The sequence below is a fragment of the Parapedobacter soli genome (assembly GCF_025460835.1).
Classification (GTDB): Bacteria; Bacteroidota; Bacteroidia; order Sphingobacteriales; family Sphingobacteriaceae; genus Parapedobacter; species Parapedobacter soli.
Genome location: NZ_JAMXAY010000005.1, coordinates 38408 through 60600, shown reverse-complemented (window position 1 = coordinate 60600; position 22193 = coordinate 38408). Strand labels below are relative to the sequence as shown.

Annotated in this window: 15 protein-coding genes; 14 read left to right on the top strand and 1 reads right to left on the bottom strand. The window is 48.7% G+C overall.

Annotation, left to right across the window (positions count from 1 at the left end; genetic code table 11):
• The first annotated feature begins 71 nt into the window (after positions 1-71).
• The 9 genes from NGM62_RS03890 (at position 72) to NGM62_RS03850 (ending at position 10198) form a co-directional block, all read left to right on the top strand.
• Positions 72-512 carry a carboxymuconolactone decarboxylase family protein gene (locus NGM62_RS03890; RefSeq protein WP_262245921.1) on the top strand — a complete coding sequence of 147 codons (441 nt, stop codon included), beginning with the start codon at positions 72-74 and terminating at the stop codon, positions 510-512.
• Between the two features lie 116 nt (positions 513-628).
• Positions 629-1513, top strand: a complete 885-nt coding sequence (locus tag NGM62_RS03885; RefSeq protein WP_262245919.1) for an EboA domain-containing protein — start codon at positions 629-631, stop codon at positions 1511-1513.
• A 31-nt stretch (positions 1514-1544) separates the two neighbouring features.
• Entirely contained in the window at positions 1545-2525 is a 981-nt protein-coding gene (locus tag NGM62_RS03880; RefSeq protein ID WP_262245917.1) for a TatD family hydrolase, read from the top strand.
• A gap of 6 nt (positions 2526-2531) precedes the next feature.
• Positions 2532-3419 carry a UbiA-like protein EboC gene (eboC, locus tag NGM62_RS03875; protein WP_262245916.1) on the top strand — a complete coding sequence of 296 codons (888 nt, stop codon included), beginning with the start codon at positions 2532-2534 and terminating at the stop codon, positions 3417-3419.
• 7 nt (positions 3420-3426) lie between these two features.
• Positions 3427-4587, top strand: a complete 1161-nt coding sequence (locus tag NGM62_RS03870) for a 3-dehydroquinate synthase (protein ID WP_262245914.1) — start codon at positions 3427-3429, stop codon at positions 4585-4587.
• A gap of 1 nt (position 4588) precedes the next feature.
• A complete protein-coding gene (gene eboE, locus NGM62_RS03865; RefSeq protein WP_262245912.1) occupies positions 4589-5803 on the top strand; it encodes a metabolite traffic protein EboE in 1215 nt (404 codons plus the stop codon).
• A 7-nt stretch (positions 5804-5810) separates the two neighbouring features.
• A complete protein-coding gene (locus NGM62_RS03860; RefSeq protein ID WP_262245910.1) occupies positions 5811-7163 on the top strand; it encodes an alkaline phosphatase family protein in 1353 nt (450 codons plus the stop codon).
• A gap of 85 nt (positions 7164-7248) precedes the next feature.
• Entirely contained in the window at positions 7249-8718 is a 1470-nt protein-coding gene (locus NGM62_RS03855) for a BNR repeat-containing protein (RefSeq protein WP_262245908.1), read from the top strand.
• 70 nt (positions 8719-8788) lie between these two features.
• Entirely contained in the window at positions 8789-10198 is a 1410-nt protein-coding gene (locus tag NGM62_RS03850) for a sugar MFS transporter (RefSeq protein ID WP_262245906.1), read from the top strand.
• On the opposite strand, the gene NGM62_RS03845 is transcribed toward NGM62_RS03850, so the two are convergent.
• Positions 10195-10911 carry a GntR family transcriptional regulator gene (locus tag NGM62_RS03845; protein WP_262245904.1) on the bottom strand — a complete coding sequence of 239 codons (717 nt, stop codon included), beginning with the start codon at positions 10909-10911 and terminating at the stop codon, positions 10195-10197. The two genes, NGM62_RS03850 and NGM62_RS03845, sit on opposite strands and share 4 nt — an antisense overlap.
• Positions 10912-11228: 317 nt before the next feature.
• Between NGM62_RS03845 and NGM62_RS03840 the strand changes: the two genes are divergently transcribed.
• Genes NGM62_RS03840 through NGM62_RS03820 form a run of 5 tightly spaced genes read left to right on the top strand, consistent with a single transcriptional unit; the run spans position 11229 to position 22156 of the window.
• A complete protein-coding gene (locus NGM62_RS03840; RefSeq protein WP_262245902.1) occupies positions 11229-13388 on the top strand; it encodes a GH92 family glycosyl hydrolase in 2160 nt (719 codons plus the stop codon).
• 32 nt (positions 13389-13420) lie between these two features.
• Positions 13421-15760: a GH92 family glycosyl hydrolase gene (locus tag NGM62_RS03835; protein ID WP_315975848.1), complete on the top strand. Its 2340-nt coding sequence runs from the start codon at positions 13421-13423 to the stop codon at positions 15758-15760.
• Positions 15761-15812: 52 nt separating this feature from the next.
• Positions 15813-18989, top strand: a complete 3177-nt coding sequence (locus NGM62_RS03830; RefSeq protein ID WP_262245900.1) for a SusC/RagA family TonB-linked outer membrane protein — start codon at positions 15813-15815, stop codon at positions 18987-18989.
• 11 nt (positions 18990-19000) lie between these two features.
• Positions 19001-20917 carry a RagB/SusD family nutrient uptake outer membrane protein gene (locus tag NGM62_RS03825; RefSeq protein ID WP_262245899.1) on the top strand — a complete coding sequence of 639 codons (1917 nt, stop codon included), beginning with the start codon at positions 19001-19003 and terminating at the stop codon, positions 20915-20917.
• 21 nt (positions 20918-20938) lie between these two features.
• Positions 20939-22156: a DUF3823 domain-containing protein gene (locus NGM62_RS03820; protein ID WP_262245898.1), complete on the top strand. Its 1218-nt coding sequence runs from the start codon at positions 20939-20941 to the stop codon at positions 22154-22156.
• Positions 22157-22193: the final 37 nt, after the last annotated feature.

Here is a 22193-nt window from a genome sequence, read left to right as displayed (position 1 = left end):
GTTTTTACGGCCTATAAGTGCGTTTTCCTGGAATAAGACGGTATCTTTATGCCATCTTAATAAATCACATCATGGAAAAACGTATTTCGATCGATCAACTTGAGCCCCAAGCTTATGAAGCTGTACGCGCATTGGAAAAGTACTTGGCGCAGTCGCAGCTTACGCCCATCCATAAAGAACTGATTAAAATCCGGGCGTCGCAGCTCAATGGCTGTGCTTTCTGCCTTGACATGCATACTAAAGATGCGCTGAAATACGGGGAAACCCCGCAACGCATCTTCCTGCTCAGCGCATGGCGCGAAACCGAGCTGTTCACAGAAGAAGAGCGTATCCTTTTGCAAGTAACCGAGGAGGTCACGTTGATCAGCGAGCAAGGTCTCACCAAAGCGACCTATGACGCCGCCCTGGAAATTCTGGGAGAACACTACTTGGCACAGGTTATTATGGCCGTTGCCACAATTAACGTGTGGAACCGCCTCGCCATCAGCACACATAAGCCAATACCGGCGTAAGTAGGTGATTAACTAGGTGATTTTGTGACAAACGACAGGGTGTTCGGGCTTGACGGAGTGTTTTAAAATCGTAATTTTGTGGATTGCACGATTCTTTTCATTGAAAGGGGGATAATGTGGACGTAAATACAAGCAGTGTGGCTACCGATGATGCCATCGGTAAGGCATTAAAATCGCACCTTAATGCACCGGCGTGGCAATGGCTCTCATCTCAGGTTGGAGGACTCGCCGACAACCCAACCCCGGGCGTAATTGCTAGGGTATTCACATCGTTGCCGCGGCAACTCAAGTCGGGAGATACTCCGACGGCAATTTCCTTAGGTGAGCCCTATGAAGGGCCGGGCGGGCTTTCATTGGTGGTGACGGAGTGGTCGGTGGTGAAGCTGGCCCGGGTGTGGCTATTGACCCGTATTCCGAAGCTGGATGAAGCGGCTTATGTACGGTTGATTGAGCAGCTGTTCAAATATGGTGAGATGGAAGAGCTGGTGGCTCTTTACGCTGCGCTACCGGTTTATCATTACCCGGAAGCATGGCGCGAGCGCTGCAAGGAAGGGATACGGAGTAATATTGGCTCTGTGCGGCATACCGTGATTGTGAACAATCCGTATCCGGCGCGTTTTCTCGATGAAGAATCGTGGAACCAGATGGTACTCAAGGCTTTTTTTACGGATGAGGATATCGCCGGCATCACCGGCCTCAGACAGCGAAACAATTTACGCTTGGCACAGTCGTTGACAGACTATGCGTATGAGCGCCATGCTGCGCAGCGCGAGATTAACCCGATGCTGTGGATTCTCGTGGGTCCGTTTATCGGTGAGCGGGCATTTGATTTGATGTCGCAGTTGGCAATAGAAAGCCGCCAGCCACTCGAAAGGCAAGCGATAGCGTATGCATTCGCACATAGCGATTATGACCCGGCCCAACGTTACCTCAAGGAGCATGAGGTGCCCGCGTCGTTTTCGGAAAGCCGCGGTACCCCCTGGGAAGCGTGGGAGCAATAATTTAAAAGATACTACAAATAACGATATAATAATGTGCAGTTATCATGAGCAGGACCGTGCGTCTATGGGAGAGCGCATAGCGTTGGACTTAGAACTAGTCAAGGGGTTTCGGTTTTTCGACCCGCATATCCACATGGTTTCGCGAACTACCGACGACTACCAGGCTATGGCCGATGCGGGTATCGTCGGCTTGATCGAACCGGCGTTTTGGGTGGGGCAACCACGGACGGGTATCGATACGTTCCGCGATTATTACAGCAGCCTGATTGGTTGGGAGCGATTCCGGTCGTCACAATTCGGCATCCGCCACTTCTGTACCATCGGGCTGAACTCACGCGAGGCGAACAACGAAGCATTGGCCGAGCAGGTAATGGAGTTGTTGCCTTTCTATATCTATAAAGAAGGGGTGGTCGGCATTGGCGAAATCGGGTTTGACGACCAAACTGCCGCGGAAGAAAAATATTACCGCCTACAACTAGAGCTGGCAAAGGAGGCCGGGCTACCCGTACAGGTGCATACCCCACACCGCGATAAAACACGCGGTACATCGCGCAGCATGGATATTGCCCTTGAGCACGGGCTCGACCCCAAGATGGTCATCATAGACCATAATACGGAAGAAACGGTAAAGGAGGTGCTCGACAGGGGTTTCTGGGCAGCATTTACGATTTATCCGTTCACCAAAATGGGCAATGAGCGCATGGTGCAGCTCGTCAAAGAGTATGGCCCCGAACGTATTATGGTCAACTCCGCGGCGGATTGGGGAATCAGCGACCCGCTGGCGGTGCCCAAGACAGCGGCACTGATGGTAAAAAGCGGCATAAGCCGCGAAACAATCGACTTGGTTTGCTACGGGAATGCAGTAACGGCGTTTGCCCAAAGCGGCCAGTTGGACGAAGGGATGCTTGCCAAGGAAATCCAGATTGACCAAGCACAGAAATTCGAGGGCAACACGGTATTGCGTGGGGGGCAGCAGCCGCGGCGCGATGCAGGCTCCATCATTATTTCATAGCCGCGGATGGGGACACTGAAACCGTATCTGCAATTGATGCGGCCGGCAAATATCGTCACGGCTATTTCGGATGTGTTGGCCGGCATTTCCATTGCGTTGTTATTTGTGCCCGAAGGATCTACCTTGGCGTGGCCCACATTGGCTGTACTCATCGTTGCTACGATGGGACTTTATGGAGGCGGGGTGGTTTTCAACGATGTCTTCGATGCGGAAATCGATGCCATTGAACGGCCCGAGCGGCCCATCCCCAGCGGCAAGGTATCCAAGCGGGCGGCTGCCCTGTTGGGAACGTTTCTTTTCGTTGTTGGGATAGCTGCTGTCAGCCCTTTGGGCATGCCTACGGTGCTGATCGCTGTTTCTATCGTGTTGATGTGTTTGGTTTACGATAGGTGGGCCAAGCACCATCCGGTTACGGGCCCGCTAGCCATGGGGTTGTGCCGCGGCCTCAACTTGACGTTGGGTATGAGCTACTCGCTACTGGCATTGGGCCAGCTTTGGTTCCTGGCATTCGTGCCGGTTATTTACATCGCAGCGGTTACCACCATCAGCCGGGGAGAGGTACATGGGGGGCAGCGGGTACCTATGTACCTTTCGGCTATATTATATAGCGTTGTTGTTGCGTGTATCGTGGCTTTCGGTTTACATTACCAAAGCAGCTTCTTGGCCATTGGGATGGTGCTACCATTTATCGCATTTGTGTTTCCGCCGCTGGTCAAGGCTATCCGGACAATGGAAGCCGGCGATGTCCGCCGATCTGTGAAGCACGGCGTTATTGGACTGATTTTTATGAATGCCGCTTGGACGGCGGCCGCGGGCATGTGGGCGTTCACGTTCTTCACATTGTCGTTATTCCCCCTATCCATTTGGTTGGGCAAACGCTTTGCTGTTACTTAATTTTTTTATGAAGTCTATTATTAAGCAGAAATTCTCGGTTTCTTACCAATATGATATCCATTTTACCTCGGGCTTGTTTACGCTCGAAAACCGCTTGCTGAGCCGTTTTTTTGCGGAGCGCCTGGACGGGCCGGTGCCGAAGCTTCTGGTGGCGGTGGATGAAGGCGTAGCCAGGTGCCATCCGACACTGGTTGACCAAATCCGGGATTACCTTAATCCGGAGCCTGCGGTACAGCTGGTAAGTGATATCCTGGTGGTACCCGGAGGCGAGGCTATCAAAAACCATCGGGAGCATGTAGACCGTATCATCGAGGCCGTGGATCGCTACGGTATTGACCGCCACTCGTATATCATGGCCATTGGTGGCGGCGCGGTACTCGATGCCATAGGCTATGCCACAGCGGTTGCACACCGCGGAATCCGCCATTTGCGTGTGCCCACCACGGTACTTTCCCAAAACGACTCGGGCATGGGCGTGAAAAATGGCATCAACTACCGCGGCAAGAAAAATTTTGTGGGTACATTCAGCCCACCCGTTGCCGTATTTAATGATAACCGGTTCCTGCTAACGCTTGATGACCGTGCGTGGGCGTCAGGTATCTCCGAGGCCGTTAAGGTAGCGTTAATCAAGGATGCTGCTTTCTTTGACTGGATAGAAGCACATGCCGGAAGCCTGCGCCGCCGTGATGGGGAGGTCATGGATGAACTCATTTTCCGTTGTGCCGAGCTGCATCTCCAGCACATCGCGGGTGCGGATCCGTTTGAATTCGGGTCTTCCAGGCCGTTGGATTTTGGCCACTGGAGTGCACACAAGTTGGAGCAGCTGTCTGGTTTCGAGGTACTGCACGGCGAGGCTGTGGCTATTGGCATTGCGTTGGACACCGTTTATTCGGCCATTGTTGGCCTGCTCCCGCCCCAAGATGCGCAGCGCGTGTTGTCTGTGCTGCAGGCGTTGGAATTGCCTATTTTCCACCCGCTTTTGGGTGGTGCAGCCGCAGACCACCCATTACTGGCTGGTTTAGAAGAGTTTCGCGAGCATTTGGGAGGCAGGCTCACCATTATGCTGCTCAGCGCCATCGGGCGTGGGGTGGAAGTGCACGAACTGGAAGCGGAAAACGTTTTGCGGGCAGCTGCAGCATTGCAAGAGGGCGTTCATTTAGTAAATTGATATGATTACACGCTACGGGCACCTTACTTATTGTACGAATATACACGGTGGAGAGCAGTGGGAGGACCATTTCCAACTGCTTAAAATGCATTTCCCAAAAGTGAAGCAGGCAGTTTCGCCACATGACGCAATGGGATTGGGGTTGCGCCTTTCCAATCTGGCAAGTAGGGCGTTGCTGGATAGTGGCAAGCTTGATGAGTTTAAGGCTTGGCTGGATCACGAAAATGCCTACGTGTTTACGATGAATGGGTTTCCTTTTGGTGACTTCCATGAAGATGTTGTCAAAGCGCACGTGCATGCACCCGATTGGACCACCGATGAGCGGCTGCAATATACCAAGCGCCTATTTGATATCCTGTTGCAGTTGCTGCCGGAAAACATAGATGGCGGGATATCCACTTCGCCACTGGCATACCGGCATTGGTATAATGAGAGTGAAAACAAGTGGCAGACGATGCGTGCGCGTGCGACGGCGCAGGTGGCGGACGTAGCGTTGTACCTTGTACAAGTGTACCGCAAATATGGCAAGGTGTTGCACCTCGATATTGAGCCCGAGCCCGATGGCGTATTGGAAACGGGCGATGAGTTTATCAGTTGGTATGAAGACGAGTTGGTTCCCACAGCTGTTAAAATATTTGCCGCTACACTTGGGATGACGGCTACGGAAGCCGAGGAAGCCCTCAAAAGGCATATCCAGTTATGTTATGACGTCTGCCATTTTGCATTAGGTTACGAAGATCACCATGCGGTGGTTGAAGCCTTGGCGCAACGAGGTATCCAGATAGGCAAGTTCCAGATTAGTGCAGCCCTAAAGGCAGCTATGCCATCAGACACCGCCGCCCGGCAGGCGGTAGGCGATGCGTTCATGGCATTTGATGAGCCTACTTACCTACACCAAGTCATAGCCCAGCAAAGGGATGGGCAGCTTCGGCGCTTCAACGATCTGCCCGATGCCCAAAGTGCCCTTTTCGATGAGCAGACCATCGCGTGGCGCTCGCATTTCCACATCCCGATATTCCTGGAAGACCTGGGAACACTGCAATCCACGCAATCGGATATTCTCGATGTACTTGCTCTGCACAAAAGCAAGTTGCTTACGGGGCACCTGGAAGCCGAAACGTATACCTGGGGTGTTTTGCCCGAACGGCTCCAATTACCGATAGCTGAATCCATCTCGCGTGAGCTGAATTGGGTGATAGATCAATTACAAGAATGAGGTTGTTATGCGAAAAACTGTTGTCATTGATGTCGTAGGACTATCGTCCGCTGTAATAGGCGAACATACGCCTTTCTTGGCTAGCTATGTAAAGAATGCCTATGTAAGCCGGATAAAACCGCACTTGCCGGCGGTCACAACGTCTATGCAAACCACTTACCTTACAGGGTTGTGGCCATCGCAACACGGAATTGTGGCCAACGGTTGGTATGACCGCGTTGATAGTGAAGTGAAATTCTGGAAGCAATCCAATAAGCTGGTACAAGGCGAAAGCGTGTGGGATACCGCAAAGCGTATCGACCCAGGGTTCACCTGTGCCCAACTATTCTGGTGGTATAATATGTATGGTAGTGCGGACTATTCGGTAACCCCCCGACCCAATTACTTAGCCGATGGCCGTAAGATTCCCGATTGCTATTCCCACCCAGCGACTTTGCGCGATGAGTTGCAGCAACGGTTCGGACAGTTCCCACTGTTCAGCTTCTGGGGGCCGGGGGCCAATATTGCGTCGTCTGAGTGGATTGCAAATTCGGCCATGTATGTCGAGGAGAAACACAGCCCTACGCTGAGCCTGGTCTATTTGCCACATCTGGACTACTGTCAGCAGAAGTTTGGCCCGGATACCTCGAAAATCGGGAAGGAGCTGCGTGAAATCGATACCCTGTTAGAGAAGATGGTAGGCTTCTACGAAGCGCGGGGAGCAAATGTACTGCTGTTATCCGAGTATGGAATTGCGCCCGTTTGTCGCCCAGTGCATATCAATCGGCTGCTTCGCAAAGCCGGATTGTTAGCCGTCCGTATAGAAAGGGGACTGGAGCTGCTCGATGCGGGTGCTTCATCAGCATTTGCGGTGGCCGACCACCAGATTGCCCACATCTACACCGCAACCGATACGGTGAAGCAACAAGTAGTAGAGCTGCTCACCGAAGTGCCGGGTATTGCATTGCTGCTTGATGACGAGGGGAAGAAGCAATACCACCTCGACCATGAGCGGGCCGGCGATATAGTGGCAGTTGCAGAAGCCGACAGCTGGTTCACCTACTATTTCTGGCTGGACGACCGTGTGGCTCCCGATTATGCCCGGGTGGTGGATATCCATAAGAAGCCCGGCTACGATCCTGTCGAGATGTTTATGTCGTCCAAGCTGCGCGGGGGGTATAAACTACTTCGCAAAAAGCTGGGTTTCCGGTATGTAATGGATGTCATTCCGCTGGATGCCACGTTGGTAAAAGGTTCGCATGGTGCGGTGGATATTCCGGTCGACTATTATCCGTTGTTAATCAGTAAAGACAAAAAGCACGAAGCGGAGTTAGAGCCGATTGCAATACGGGATATTATATTGGGCAGCCTCAACGCTTAGTTTGAGGCTGCTTATGATTACTCCTTGCCGGTGCCAGGAGTAGCATCCCGCCAAGGACCGCCGATATAAATCCAATGTTAATGTTATGATCCGAACACAAAAGAAACCCAATTCCTTTCGATTTGCGTGTCTCCTTGCCGTATCTGCCTTTTATCTATCGGCCACAGCACAACCCTACCCCTCATTAAATAATGCCAAAATCGATGGGTATCGGGGCATCTGGTTTACACTAGGCCAATTTTCTGAATACGGGGATAAATATTCCGGAGGGTTGGGAACCTATACTGCCAAGCATATTCCACTGGCCATCTATTCGCCCGAAGCAAATAAAACGTTCTTTGTTTACGGTGGTATCGTGAAAGGCCGTATGAGCGATGCCGACCCCGGCGACCCCAAAGCAAAGGCGAGAGGGGATTACCTGGTCTGCATGGCTGGGAGCTACGACCATAAAACGGGTACTGTTGAGAAACCCACGGTAGTATACGATAAAGACGGTGTTTTCGACCCGCACGACAACCCTTCGATCGCCATGGATTCTGACGGTTATATCTGGGTGTTTGTGAGCGGAAGGGGGCGCGGCCGACCAGGATTTATCTATAAAAGCAGTTTGCCCAATTCCATCGATCGGTTCGAGATGATTTCGGAACAGGAGATAACCTACCCACAGCCGAAGTATGTTGAGGGCGAGGGCTTTTTGCACCTATTCACCAAGTATCTCGGCGTTCGGCTGCTGTACTTCAGCACAAGTAAGGATGGTGTGGAATGGACCGGAGACCGGCAACTTGTTGCTATAAAGCGGGCGGAAGATAAAAATGCGGGCCACTATCAAATCAGTGGCCAGCTGGGGGAGAAAATCGTGTTTTTTTACAATTGGCATCCCAACGGTAACGTAGACCTCAGAACAAATATCTATTACCTGCAAACCACCGATTTCGGTCGTACGTGGACCACGGTAGATGGCACTCCGATTTCGATTCCCGTCACTGAAGTGGATAACCCCACATTGGCCCGTGAGTTTTTCTCGAAGGGAGAGAATGTATACATCAAAGATGTTGCTTTCGACAAGCACGGCAATCCTGCGGCACTTTACCTCTCGGGGGTAGGGCACCAGCCCGGTCCGCAAAATGCCATGCGGGAATGGCAGGTAATCCATTGGACAGGAGAAAAGTGGGAAAATCATACCATAGCGACATCAGACCATAATTATGATACCGGTAGCCTATGGATTGACGGCGACAAGTGGATGGTGGTAGCGCCTACCGATAATACGCCGCAGCAGTGGGGTGGGGGCGGAGAGCTGGTGCTTTGGGAAAGCAAAGATAACGGCAAGACCTGGAAGTCTAGAAAGCAAATCACCAAGAACAGTGACGTAAACCATAACTATGTGAGAAAGGTAGTGAATGGAAGAGATCCGTTTAAGTACTTCTGGGGCGATGGTGATCCCCATGTACATAGTGAGTCCCACCTGTATTTCGGTGATTCCAAAGGAAGGGTTTGGCGGTTGCCCTACACGATGGATGCGGATGAAGTGAAGCCGAAAAAGGGAATTCGGTGAGTATTTTCTATGTCTTGTATATACAAGTTTGTTTATTTATGTTTGTGCTGTTACAATCAATACCAGTATTATGACTCAAATACAAGATAAGCCAAACTACCGAGTAGCCCTTTCTACCTTAACGACGCTATTTTTTATGTGGGGGTTCATCACCTGCATGAACGATATCCTGATCCCCCATTTGAAGGAGCTTTTCCAGCTGAGCTATTTCCAGGCTATGTTGGTGCAGTTTGCTTTTTTTGGTGCGTACTTCGTTGGCTCGGTGGCCTATTTTCTCATTTCCTATCTCTATGGCGATCCTATCAACAAGATTGGTTACAAGGGTGGAATTATCATTGGTTTGGTGATTTCAGCATTGGGATGTGTGCTTTTTTATCCTGCGGAGACGATGGCTATATACTCCATGTTCCTGTTGGCCTTGTTTACGTTGGGATTGGGGTTTACCTTGTTGCAGATATCTGCTAACCCGTACGTTGCCATACTCGGCGGTCCTGAGGGTGCGTCGAGCAGGTTGAACATGGCTCAGGCGTTCAATTCATTGGGCACCACCATTGCGCCGGTATTGGGCGGTTATTTCGTTTTTGAGTTTTTCGCCGACGGCGGTGAAATTACGGCCGAGGCTACGAAAATTCCGTACCTGATTTTCGGATTGTTGTTCGTCCTGGTGGCTGTACTTGTCTGGTTTGTGCGTTTACCTAAATTCGAGGCCGAAGAAATAGCCGGCGGAAAGCTCGGTGCATTGGCATTCCCCCAGCTACGGGGTGGTGTAATGGGCATTTTCTTTTACGTGGGGGCTGAAGTCGCCATCGGAAGCCTGATCATCAGCTTCATTGGTCAGCCGGAGATTATGGGTGTGGGAGAGCATGTGGGTAAGAATTACCTGGCACTATATTGGGGCGGCGCGATGATCGGCCGTTTCCTTGGGGCAATCTCGTTGAATGATAAATTAAAGGGAGCACGTAAAACCGTGTATATGGTGGTGGCAGCGATGCTGGTGTTCCTTTTGATATATAGCATCGTCGATTTGACATTTGCACAGGTTGCAACCTTCCTATTGTTTATTTTGCTCAACTTCGGTGCTTTCGCGATCGGCCGGTCTAAGGCAGCCCGTACGTTGTTGGTGTTTGCATTGGTGAACATTGTTCTATTACTGGCCACCGTATGGGGTACGGCCAGCTGGGCCATGTGGACGCTCTTAGCCGTTGGTCTGTTCAATTCCATCATGTGGTCAAACATCTTCACGCTGGCCATTACAGGCTTGGGCCCACATACGAGCCAAGGGGCTTCTTTATTAGTGATGGGTATTCTGGGCGGTGCATTGATTCCACTTTTGCAGGGATGGATGGCCGATACCATCGGGCTTAAACCCTCGTTTATCATCCCAGCTATTTGCTACGCGTATATTGCAGCGTACGGGTTGTACTGTAGTCGCAAGCTGGGTGTGGCTAAGAAATCAGAACCTGTTGGCGGGGGGCATTAAAAATAATCTTGAATGAAATAATCCGCTGTATTGCAATAGAGGAAGGAGTAGATCACCAAATTGCGCTTATTGGTTTGCATGCTGCGTTTCATATGGATGATGGGGTTCTCTGCATTGGTCGAAAGTAGATCAGCAATGTGGTTACCCGCCATGACAGCCCATATTTTTTGTTCGCCTTCCTTGATTTCCACATGATGGTATTTTTTCAACGTCTCGAATAATGAATTCTTGGCAACGTTATGCATCGTAAAACGGGGCAAGTCGATATCGGTAATATAGGTTTCTTCGTACAGGGTGGGCAGGCCATTTACATAACGGAGCCGTGCGAGGTATATGCAACCCGCTTCTTGCTGTTCTTCCGTTAGATCGTACGGGAAATCGACAGGCCATGTCATCCGTTTTGACTTGACCAGCATTTCGGTACGCAAACTTTTCTTGCCTACTCCTGCGGTTGAACCTTTTAATGATAAAATTCCCAGTCCGCTTTTTGGCTCACTTACGATACTGCCTTTACCGTGTTGGCGGATGATATATCCCATCCGTGTCAATTCACCTAACGCCTGCCGTACAGTGGGGCGCGTGGTACCATAGCTTTTGCAAAGGTCATTTTCCGAAGGGAGTAAATCTCCTTTTTTATAACGCCCGTCGTCGATTTGCCGTTTAAGGTCGTCGATGAGTACCTTATAGAGTGGTGTATTTGGTTCTTTTGCCATGACTGTCTTATCAATCGAGACAAAACTAGCAAATTTTTATTGTTGTGTATACAAGTTTGCGTCTGGTCGAAGGTTTTGTTTGATGAATCCGATTTGAATATGTGTCTTTAACAACACTTGTATATACAAATATTATTTTATTTTCATTTATCTAAATAAACATAGTACGCTCGTTATGAGCAATATGTATGTTATTTTAGAGTGATTTGTTTAACGATAGTATAATATTTTTTATTTTTTCTTGTATATACAAGCTTAATTTGTACTTTTGTTTTAGGGTAAAGGGAAACCAATTTTATCACCTGTAAAATGCAGATATGCGAAAATATATAATCGTTGGCTTGCTTACCGGATGGCTTTGTGCCGGTTGCCATCATCCCGATGTGGTCGAAGGGGATGTTTTGATGTATGTTGATCCTACAATAGGCGGTGTGGGCTTGATCTTGGAGCCCACCCGACCACTTGTGCACCTTCCTAATAGCATGCTGAGGGTGCATCCGTTGAAAAAAGATGAGTTAGATGATCAGATATCGGGTTTTCCCCTTACGGTTGTGTCTCATCGGATCGGTTCGTCGTTTTCTTTTTTGCCGGTATTCACGGAAAGCAACCCCTGGCGGTCGAATATTATCATACACCGTCAGGATGCGCATCCCTATGCTTATGAGGTAGTGGATGCGATCTCTTATAATAGCGTGGCGGTTACGCCGAATGAAAGAAGCGGCATCTTCCGGATGACAAACGCTGACCAGTCAACGACGCATCGATTGCGGTTTTCAATTATCAATGCGAGCGGGTTTGTGGAGTCGCCCAATGACCATGCTTTTTCGGGCGAAGAAGACTATAACGGGATGAAAGTGTATTTCTACGGCACGGTAGACGGTACGGTAAAAAGCGTTGAAACCGGGGGCGACGATAGCCGGAAAAACCTATTGGCTACCGTTGAGTCAGCAAATGGCGTACTGGAAATGCGATATGGTATCTCCTTCATCAGTGTGGATCAGGCAAAGGCCAATCTGGAGCAGGAGATAGGAAACCATGATTTTGAGACCACGAAATCGGCGGCCATGGACGCTTGGCGGGCAGCTTTGTCTAAGATCAAGGTGAAAGGCAATGACGAGCAGAAGCGGGTGTTTTATACCGCCTTGTACCGCACCTACGAGCGGATGGTCGACATTAATGAACACGGCCGATACTATAGTGCATATGACCACCAAGTGCATGAGTCGGACGGACCGTTCTATGTTGATAATTGGGTTTGGGATTCTTACATAGCCCACCACCCACTGAATATGATTTTGGACCCCGACAAGGATCAGGCGATGATCCGTTCGTACGTGGAAATGTACCGCCAAACCGGCTGGATGCCGTCATTTGCCGTAGCTTTCGGCGACTGGCCAGCGATGGTTGGCAACCACGCGTCGGCGTGGATGGCCGATGCGTGGGCGAAAGGTTTGCGTGATTTCGACGTGGAGACCGCGTATGAAGGTCTCCGTAAAAATTCGTTGGAGGCTACATTGATTCCTTGGCGAAACGGCCCTCCCAGCGAGCTGGATGATTTTTTCAACGAGCATGGCTATATGCCCGGGTTGGCACCAGGTGAGCCAGAGACCGTTGAGCGTGTAGATCCCAACTGGGAAAGGCGACAGGCGGTTTCGGTTACGCTCGAGAATGCGTTTAGCGACTGGTGTATCGCCCAGCTGGCGGACCCCGCAGGCCGTAGTGAGGAGAAAGACGTGTTCTCAAAACGATCGCAATACTATCGCAATGTCTTCCGGGAAGATAAGGGGATGGTATGGCCGAAAAATGCAGCTGGGGAATGGATTGAACCTTACGATCCGAGCCTTGCTGGCCGCGAATATTTCACCGAGAATAATGCTTATACCTACAATTGGCATGTGAAGCATGATTTGAACGGTCTGTTTGATTTAATGGGGGGTAAAGCCGCTGCCGAGGAGAAGCTTGACCGGTTATTTCGGGAAGATCTGGGACTGTCGAAATGGAAATTCTGGGCTATCCAACCGGATGCATCGGGGTTGGTTGGTCAGTTCGTCATGGGGAACGAACCCGGCTTGCATATCCCGTACTTGTATAACTACCTCGGTTCACCGTGGAAAACCCAAAAGCGTGTCCGTAGCCTAGTGGATACGTGGTTTACCGACAATGTATTCGGTATACCCGGTGATGAGGATGGTGGTGCGATGTCTGCATGGGTCGTATTTTCGATGATGGGATTTTTCCAGGTGACACCCGGCGTACCTACTTACACGATAGGTAGCCCCTCTTTCGAGGAAGTTGCGATTCAGTTGCCCAATGGGAAGAAGTTTGAGCTGATGGCTAAGGGAAACTCCGACGAAAACGTGTACATCCAAGAGGCGAAGCTCGACGGCGAGCCGCTGGCCGAGCTCTTTTTCACACATGGGCAACTCATGGAGGGCGGGGTGCTGGAGTTGCAGATGGGGGATAGGCCGGTCAGGTAAAATGTGTTTTGAAATGACTAATTTATAGTTTTATGCAATTATACAAATCTTACGGGTTGAGGTGGTTTACTTTTCTTTTTGTAATTTTTTGGTTATCGCCTCAGTTTACGCTTGCCGTGCATGATCGAAACCCGGTTGACCTTGTAAACCCTTTGATGGGGACGGACTCAAAATTTGAATTGTCAAATGGTAATCAATATCCCGTCACGGCACTGCCTTGGGGCATGAATTTCTGGTCGCCCCAAACCGGCAAAATGGGTAATGGCTGGCTGTACCAATATTCAGCTGATAAAATCCGAGGCATAAAGCAAACTCACCAAGCCAGCGTTTGGATAGGTGATTACGGCCAGTTTTCGCTCATGCCGGTTACCGGAACACTCAAAATCGACGAGGATGAGCGGGCGAGCTGGTTCTCCCACAAGGCGGAAATTGCGAAACCCCATTATTATAGTGTTTATTTGGCCGATCACGATGTGACGGCAGAAGTGACCCCGACTGAGCGGGCAGCTAAATTCCGTTTCACCTTTCCAAAGACAGACAGTGCCTATCTCGTCATTGACGCGTTTGACGATGGGTCGTTTATAAAAATCGTCCCGGAAGAACGTAAGGTGATTGGGTACACAACGAAAAACAGCGGTGGCGTACCGACTAATTTTAAGAATTATTTTGTCATCACATTTGATAAGCCGTTTACATATGCAGCTACCTATGACCATAAACAGAAACAACCGAGTCTGGAATATACCGGCAACCACGCCATCGGTGTGATTGCGTTTCAAACCGAACGCGGTGAAAAGGTGAACGCGAGTGTCGCGTCGTCGTTCATCTGCCACGAGCAGGCGGAGCGAAACCTCCTTGAACTCGGAAATGATGGATTCGACGCCATCAGAGCGAAAGGCGAGGCGATATGGAACGCTGAACTGGGCCGTATACAGGTTAGCGGTGGGACGGATGATCAATTAGCGACGTTTTATTCATGCTTATACCGCGTGTTACTATACCCACGCAAATTTTATGAGTTTGATGAGGAAGGAAATATGGTGCATTACAGCCCGTACAACGGTCAAGTATTGCCTGGCTATATGTTTACCGACAATGGTTTCTGGGATACATTCCGAGCTGTATTTCCCTTCTTCAACCTGATGTATCCAACGCTGACGGGGCAGATCATGGAAGGTCTCGTAAATACTTACAAGGAAAGCGGCTGGCTTCCCGAATGGGCGAGCCCTGGGCATCGGGAGAGTATGATTGGCTCGAATTCAGCATCCATCGTGGCCGAAGCTTACCTGAAAGGAGCGAGGGGTTATGATGTCAACACGTTGTATGAAGCCTTGCTCAAGAACAGTGAGAACGAAGGGCCGCTTAGCTCAGTTGGACGGCGCGGCGTGGCGTTTTACAACAGGTTGGGCTATGTGCCATACGATGTGGGTATTAATGAAAATGCTGCGCGCACGTTGGAGTATGCTTACAACGACTTTGCCATCTACCGCTTGGCCCAGGAGCTGGGCCGCCCAGCCGAGGAAGTCAAGCGTTTTGCCAAACGAGCGGACAACTACAAACACCTGTTTGATCCCACATCTGGCTTGATGCGGGGCAAAAATGCGGATGGAACATTCCAATCGCCTTTTAATCCATTCAAATGGGGCGATGCTTTTACTGAGGGCAATAGTTGGCACTATAGCTGGTCGGTTTTCCATGATATCCAAGGACTGATCGACCTCATGGGCGGAAAGGAGAAATTCCTGGCTAAGCTGGATTCGGTGTTCATCCTCCCCCCTGTGTATGATGAGAGCTACTACGGAATCGTTATTCATGAAATTCGCGAGATGCAAATCATGAATATGGGGCAATATGCCCATGGCAACCAGCCGATACAGCACATGACGTACCTGTACAACTTCGCAGGCCAACCCTGGAAGACCCAATACTGGGTCAGGGAGGTTATGGATAAGCTCTACCACTCAGGCCCGGATGGTTATTGTGGTGATGAAGATAACGGGCAGACTTCGGCTTGGTATGTGTTTTCGGCCCTAGGGTTTTATCCGGTGTGCCCAGCAGTGGACCAGTACGTGATTGGGTCGCCGCTTTTCGAAAATGCCACATTAATGCTCGAGAATGGTAATCAGGTGGTCGTGTCGGCACCCGGGAACCAGGCAGCGAGCCGGTACATTGGTGAAGCTACCCTTAACGGCAAGCGATACACGAAAAACTGGATTGGTCACGAAGAATTAACGGAGGGGGCAGCGATTGTATTCGAAATGTCCAAAATGCCAAATCACACCCGTAGTGTGAACGAAAAGGATGCTCCTTTCTCTTTTTCAGTACGTAACAACCAAGGAAGTGTACCGAGACATGATGGAAATGCCAAATGAACACCAACCGTAAAATTTTAATCAAGCTATCAATTAGAATAATGAAAAGGTTATGAAAGTCAATCTATTAAGAATGCGTGAAATTAAAACTCCCATCAGTCGTTACTTGCTTCTGGTGTGGTTGATTGGCATCAGCTATTCAAGTTTGAACGCGGCAAGCACGTATAGTGCTCGTATTGCTGTGCAAGCCAGCCAACAGAATGTCATTACCGGCCGGGTCACCACTACGCAGGAGACGCCGCTTGAAGGGGTCACCATCCGCGCCAAAAGGAGTGGCGTGGTGTCGACGACGGATGTGGATGGTCGATATGCTATTAATGTGCTGGGCGGCAACGACACGCTCATTTATAAAATGGTAGGGTATAAGCCGACGGAGGTAATTATCACCGGCCAATCGGTTGCTGATGTTTCGATGGAGGCAAGCGTTAATGATTTGGAAGAAGTCGTCGTCGTTGGTTACGGTACCCAAAAGCGAGGGAATCTGACCGCTGCGGTAAGCATCATTAAGTCTGAAGAAATACTAACGACAACACATACTTCCATGGCGGGACGGCTACAAGGGAAAGTTTCTGGTTTACAAATCCGCCAAAATAGTGGGCAGCCCGGCAGTTTTGATGCATCAATCAATATTCGCGGCTTTGGTAGGCCGCTGTATGTCATTGATGGTATCCAAAGTAATGAGGGGGAGTTCCAGCGCCTTACGCCCGATGATATCGAAAATATCTCTGTATTAAAAGACGGCGCTGCCGCCATATATGGCTTGAATGCGGGTAACGGTGTTATTCTCGTCACGACAAAGCGCGGCAGTTCCGGAAAGAATAAGTTTCATTATACCGGAAGGACTAGTTTTAGTACCCCGACTGATATACCGGAGTTGACCAATGCGTACCAATGGCTGACATTGCGGAACGAGGCTGCTGTGAATGTCGGATCGGATCCCATATATACCGAAGAAGAACTGGAAAAATGGAGGATCGGATCGCCTGGTTATAGAAGTACAGACTGGTATGGAGAAACCATGAGAAATTACGCCTTATCGCATCAACATACGCTTTCTGCTGAGGGGGGTAACGATAAAATAACTTATTACACCAGTTTTGGGCATATGGCGGACGGCGGATTGCTAAAATCAAACGATATAAACTATAGACAATATTCCGGACGTGCGAATTTAACAGCCCACTTAACGAAACATCTGAAAGTGAATATGGAGTTGTCAGGTAGGTACTACGAAACAGAATCTCCGGCTTGGGATTTTTTCAGTATTATGAGAGGTACTGTATCGCTGCAACCTATACATGCTCCGTACGCGAATAACAACAGAGACTACCCGGCATACGTTTTTGACGGCCAAGCTTGGAATTCGGTAGTAACTTCGGATGCAGATGCGGTGGGTTATTCCAGACATCGGGATAAGTCGTTTCGATCCGTCGCGAGTCTGATTTACGAAATTCCGTTTGTGGAGGGGCTGCAAATCAAAGGACTTGCTTCTTATGAAAGCGGTAATGCGATGGGCAAAGCTTTGCAAAAGAGTTTTGATATGTATACTTATGACGGAACAAACGACTTGTATCTCCCGTTTACATACGGCTTCCCAACACAATTGCACAACAATTGGGCTGACGGAAACGAACTCCAATTTCAAGCCCATTTAAATTATAAAAAGACGTTTGCGGAGAGCCACAACCTCAGCGCTACAGCCGTGTATGAAGAACGTAAGTCGTGGTCCCGGAGCGCTGGTCTTATGAGGGAATTTCAATTTTATACGATAGATCAGATTGATTTTGGTGACACAGATAACCAACGGAATAGCGGCTATGATAGTCAAGCAGGGTACCGTTCACTGGTTGGCCGCGTCACCTATGATTACCTGGCGAAGTACATGTTTGAATTTGCGTCAAGATATGACGGTTCGTATAGGTACCACCCCGATCGTCGGTGGGGCTTTTTCCCTGTTATCTCAGGGGGATGGCGCGTCTCTGAAGAAGGGTTCTTCAAAAGGAATGTTCCGTTTGTATCTGACCTGAAATTCCGCGCCTCGTATGGCGTAGTCGGTGAAAATGCTGGTAACGCATTTCAATATGTCGGAGGCTTTGCATTGAACCAAGGTGGCTATGAGTTTATGGAGGGGGTGCGCACCACTGGTGTCGCTGCGCCAGGGGTAATAAATGAAAATTTGACTTGGTATACGTCAAAAATCAAGGATGTTGGCTTTGATTTGGGTCTTTTGAATGGCTCCATGAACATCACCTTTGATCTTTACCAACGGGATCGAAGCGGCCTATTAGCCACGAGATATGGGACGCTCACTAATACCTTCGGGGCAAGTATGCCTCAAGAAAATCTCAATAAGGACCGCGTCCGAGGTATCGAGGCTTTAGTAAGCTATACCAAACGTCTCCGAAGCGACCTGCGCGTTAATGTGAGCACTAACTTCAATTTCGCTCGTAGAATGGTAGTGTATGCGGAACGTGGTCCGTTTGTCAATAGTATGGATCGATGGCGGAATGGTCAAAATGGTCGCTGGAGCGATGTGGTGTGGATGTACGATTATGTAGGACAATTCAAAACAAAGGAAGATATCGTAAATGCGCCCATTCAGAATGGCTCCCTTGGGAATAGCCGTGAATTGCCTGGAGATTTCCAATACCGTGATGTAAACAATGACGGAGTCATTGATGGAAATGATGTCATTCCCTTAGAATGGGGCGGGGATCCTAAAATGCATTATGGACTGACAATGGGGGTTAAATGGCGGAATATTGACTTTAATATGCTCTGGCAAGGGTCTGCAAAGTATTCGCTTCGTTTTACCCACGTTTATGGCACGTATCTTTGGAATGATGCGAATATGCCCGCCTATTTTATGGACCGATGGCATTTGTCCAATCCGAACGACCCTAACGGTGAGTGGGTCGCCGGGGAATGGCCAGCGGTCAGACGACAGCCGGATATGGGCGCGATGTACAATGAAAGTTCGGTCTGGCGTCGGGAAGCATCCTATTTACGATTAAAAAGTGTAGAGATAGGCTATTCAGTCAACTCTCAAGTGCTTCAGCGGATTGGTTTACAAGGTCTTCGTGTGTATGTGAATGGCTACAACCTCTGGACGATTACCGACCCGTTTGTGAGAGCGTTCGACCCAGAAAGGAGCGAAGGGGGAAATAATGCGGGCTGGGTTTATCCGTTGACCAAGAGTGTTAACATAGGACTTAACATTTCATTATAAAGATCATAACAATGAAAAGGAAAAGCATTTTATTTACCGTCGTAATTTTTCTAGGCACTTCAATGAGTTGCCGGGATATCATGGACTTGGAACCGCTTGATAGAGTAAGTAGCGATGTAATATTATCCAGTGAAGACGGTATCCGGGCATTTTTAGCAAACTTATATTACAGGTTGCCCACAGAGGAATTCAATTATACGTGGGGTGGTCCACACTCCGGGTATGGTCTGTGGCATGGACTCCTGTCTGATGTAATGGCAGATAACGCCGCTCATTCGGAGTTTAATGAATCACCGGAATTTCGGAGAAGTTTATACTCATATTGGAGTGACGGGTATAAGGTCAATAGAGATATTAATTTACTATTACGGGCCGTTCAATCATCTACTTTTCTTGAAGAAGAGACGAAAAATGAGTTGATAAGTGAAGCACATTTCTTGCGGGCGTTTAACTATTTTACGCTTGCAAAATGGTATGGCGGTATTCCGGTAATTTCCAGCTATCAAGACTATGATCCGGACATCGAATCGTTGAAGGTTCCTCGGAGTACCGAAAAGGACACGTATGACTTTATATTAAGTGATTGTGATGAAGCAGTGAAGTACCTGCCTCCGTCACGAAGTGGCAACGATGAGCGGCGGGTTACCAAATGGGTTGCTTATGCATTGAAATCACGCGTTGCACTTCATGCTGCTTCTATAGCAAAATATGGGAGCAAGGCACCGCTATCTGGGGAGGCGGTATCAAAAGGTCTTGTTGGGATAGATGCATCGGCCGCCAATGATTATTACGAACAATGTATTCTCGCGTCCAAAGAAATTATGGAAGGAGGGGTGCATCGGTTGTATAAGCCGAACCCGGCTTCTGCCGAAGAGGCAGCCAATAATTATATGGCATTGTTTCAAAATCCTAGCCTTGCTCCAGAGGAAGCAATCTTTACTTTCGGTTATACCAGGCCGTTCACAGACGGTCATACCATGGATCTCTGGTGTAATCCAAATCAAACTGCCGACGGGTCATCTTTTCCGGGTAGGGTGAACCCCTCGTTGGAACTCGTGGATTTATACGAGAGTTACACTACGCCTGGGCAAAGCGCACCCATTGTTACAACTGCAGATGGCGATGTCTCAGATTACAACGGATACAATGCCGCACGTACATACTTGAAATTTGATACTCCATATGATATCTTTAAGGATAAAGATGCTCGATTGTGGGCAACCGTTATTCTGCCCGGCACGGAATGGAAGGGCGTAACGATCAATATTCAGGCAGGCTTTATAAAGCCTGACGCAACGCCTGTGATAGAGGCTGAAAAGGCGACTGTTGAGGTCAATGGTGTTACGTACCATACGTTCGGTGCAGATTCATGGAAAGATTATTCCGGGTTCGATCCGCAGCACATTGCCGAGATGACTCGGACCGGATTCAGTTTTAAAAAGTTTCTTTCTCCAACGACGGTTAGTGGAAACGCCAATACGGGTGCATCCACAAACGACTGGATAGAAATGCGGTATGCGGAGGTGTTGTTAAACTACGCCGAGGCCGTGATTGAAAGTGGCTATACAGGCGGAAATGCCCAGGAAATTGCCAAAAATGAATTAAATGCCATACGACGACGTGCTGGGCATACGGTCGACATTCCGCTTAGTTTAGAAAATGTGCTGCGCGAGCGGCGAGTTGAACTAGCGTTCGAGAATAAGCGGTGGTGGGATTTGATTCGACGTAGAGACTTACATGAAGTATTCAACAATTATATTCATACAGCGCTGTGTCCAGTATTGGATTTGACCGGTGGCCAACCAAAGTATATATTCGTAAGGAAATATATCGCGAGAGGAGTTGCATTAACCGTTCCATCAAGGTATTATTATACGGCAATACCCGGTATTGGATCTAACGACTTGATCCAGAACCCCCAGTATTGATTAACCACTTATCGACTTATCATGCATAAAATTACTTTTTTCGAAACGCTGCAAGTTCTAATGTGTGGCTTGTTATTGTTCAGTTCATGCGAACTAGATAATTATGGAGGACCTGACGCACAACTATCCGGTCGTATAATCGATTCCGAGACTGGTGAACCGATACAATCCGATATTGTTGAAGGTACTACTATTAAAATCATTGAACATGGGTACGACCCCGTGACACCTCAATATTTGAGGGTTAAAACGGATGGTACGTATGCCAACACCATGTTGTTTGCTAATACTTATACAATACAACCCGATCAACGGAATTTTTCTCAAATAGACGTACAGGAAATTGAAATAGGTAAAGACACCCAGCTTGATTTTATGGTGACGCCATATATCCGAGTGAAAGATGTTTCAATAAAACAGGAGGGGAATAACATTATAGCTGAATTCAAATTGCAACAGTTGACCACCGATGCTGTAAAAAAAATCGGCCTCTACGCTTCCGGGGAATCGATAGTCGGTGAGCGGGTTCGATCGGTTGCTGTCGAAAGGGAATTGAATCAACAGGTAGACGAGAATGAGACATTTCGAATCGGTCTTAATCTGGTTCGAAATTCAGCGTTTTTTGAATCGGGGAGGAAATATTTCTTTAGAATAGGAGCGGTTAGCAGTTTTCCGGGAGCGCTATCTAATTATGCGCCAGCCAGTGAGATTGAAATCGGTAAAATTGATCCGAATGCGGAACCTTCTGGAAAGGTGTTAGACGCCGCTGAAACAACAGATGGTTGGGGAAGCGCTGGCCCCCTAAGTTTGGCCTCGGACAGCAGAGAGGGAACGTACTCATTAAAGACATCTCTCAACGCAAATGCGGTGCCGGTTTTTGAAAAGCAGTTTTCCTCTCCGTTCAATACAGAGGTAAGCATGGAGCACGGTGTCTTTTCTTTTTGGTTATACGTGTCTGATGTTCAAATGTTAAACACGAATATTCCAGATTGGGGGTCAGCTATCGAGATTACGAGTTCAGGCGGTCCAGATAATCAGGAATTAAGTTGGAACTTTTCCATGTTGACGTTGCATAATGGATGGAATAAGATCGATCTTAAGCTTTCGGACGCTATAATTGACAATAGAGGCGGAGATATAAACCTAAGCGCCGTAAACTATTTCCGAATGTATCACTTGTTTTGTGGCGGTGCAGTAGACGTCATGATTGACGAAATTAAGTTTTACGAAGACTATTAGAATCGGTTCCTAAAGACGGAGTTGAGTCAAATAATGA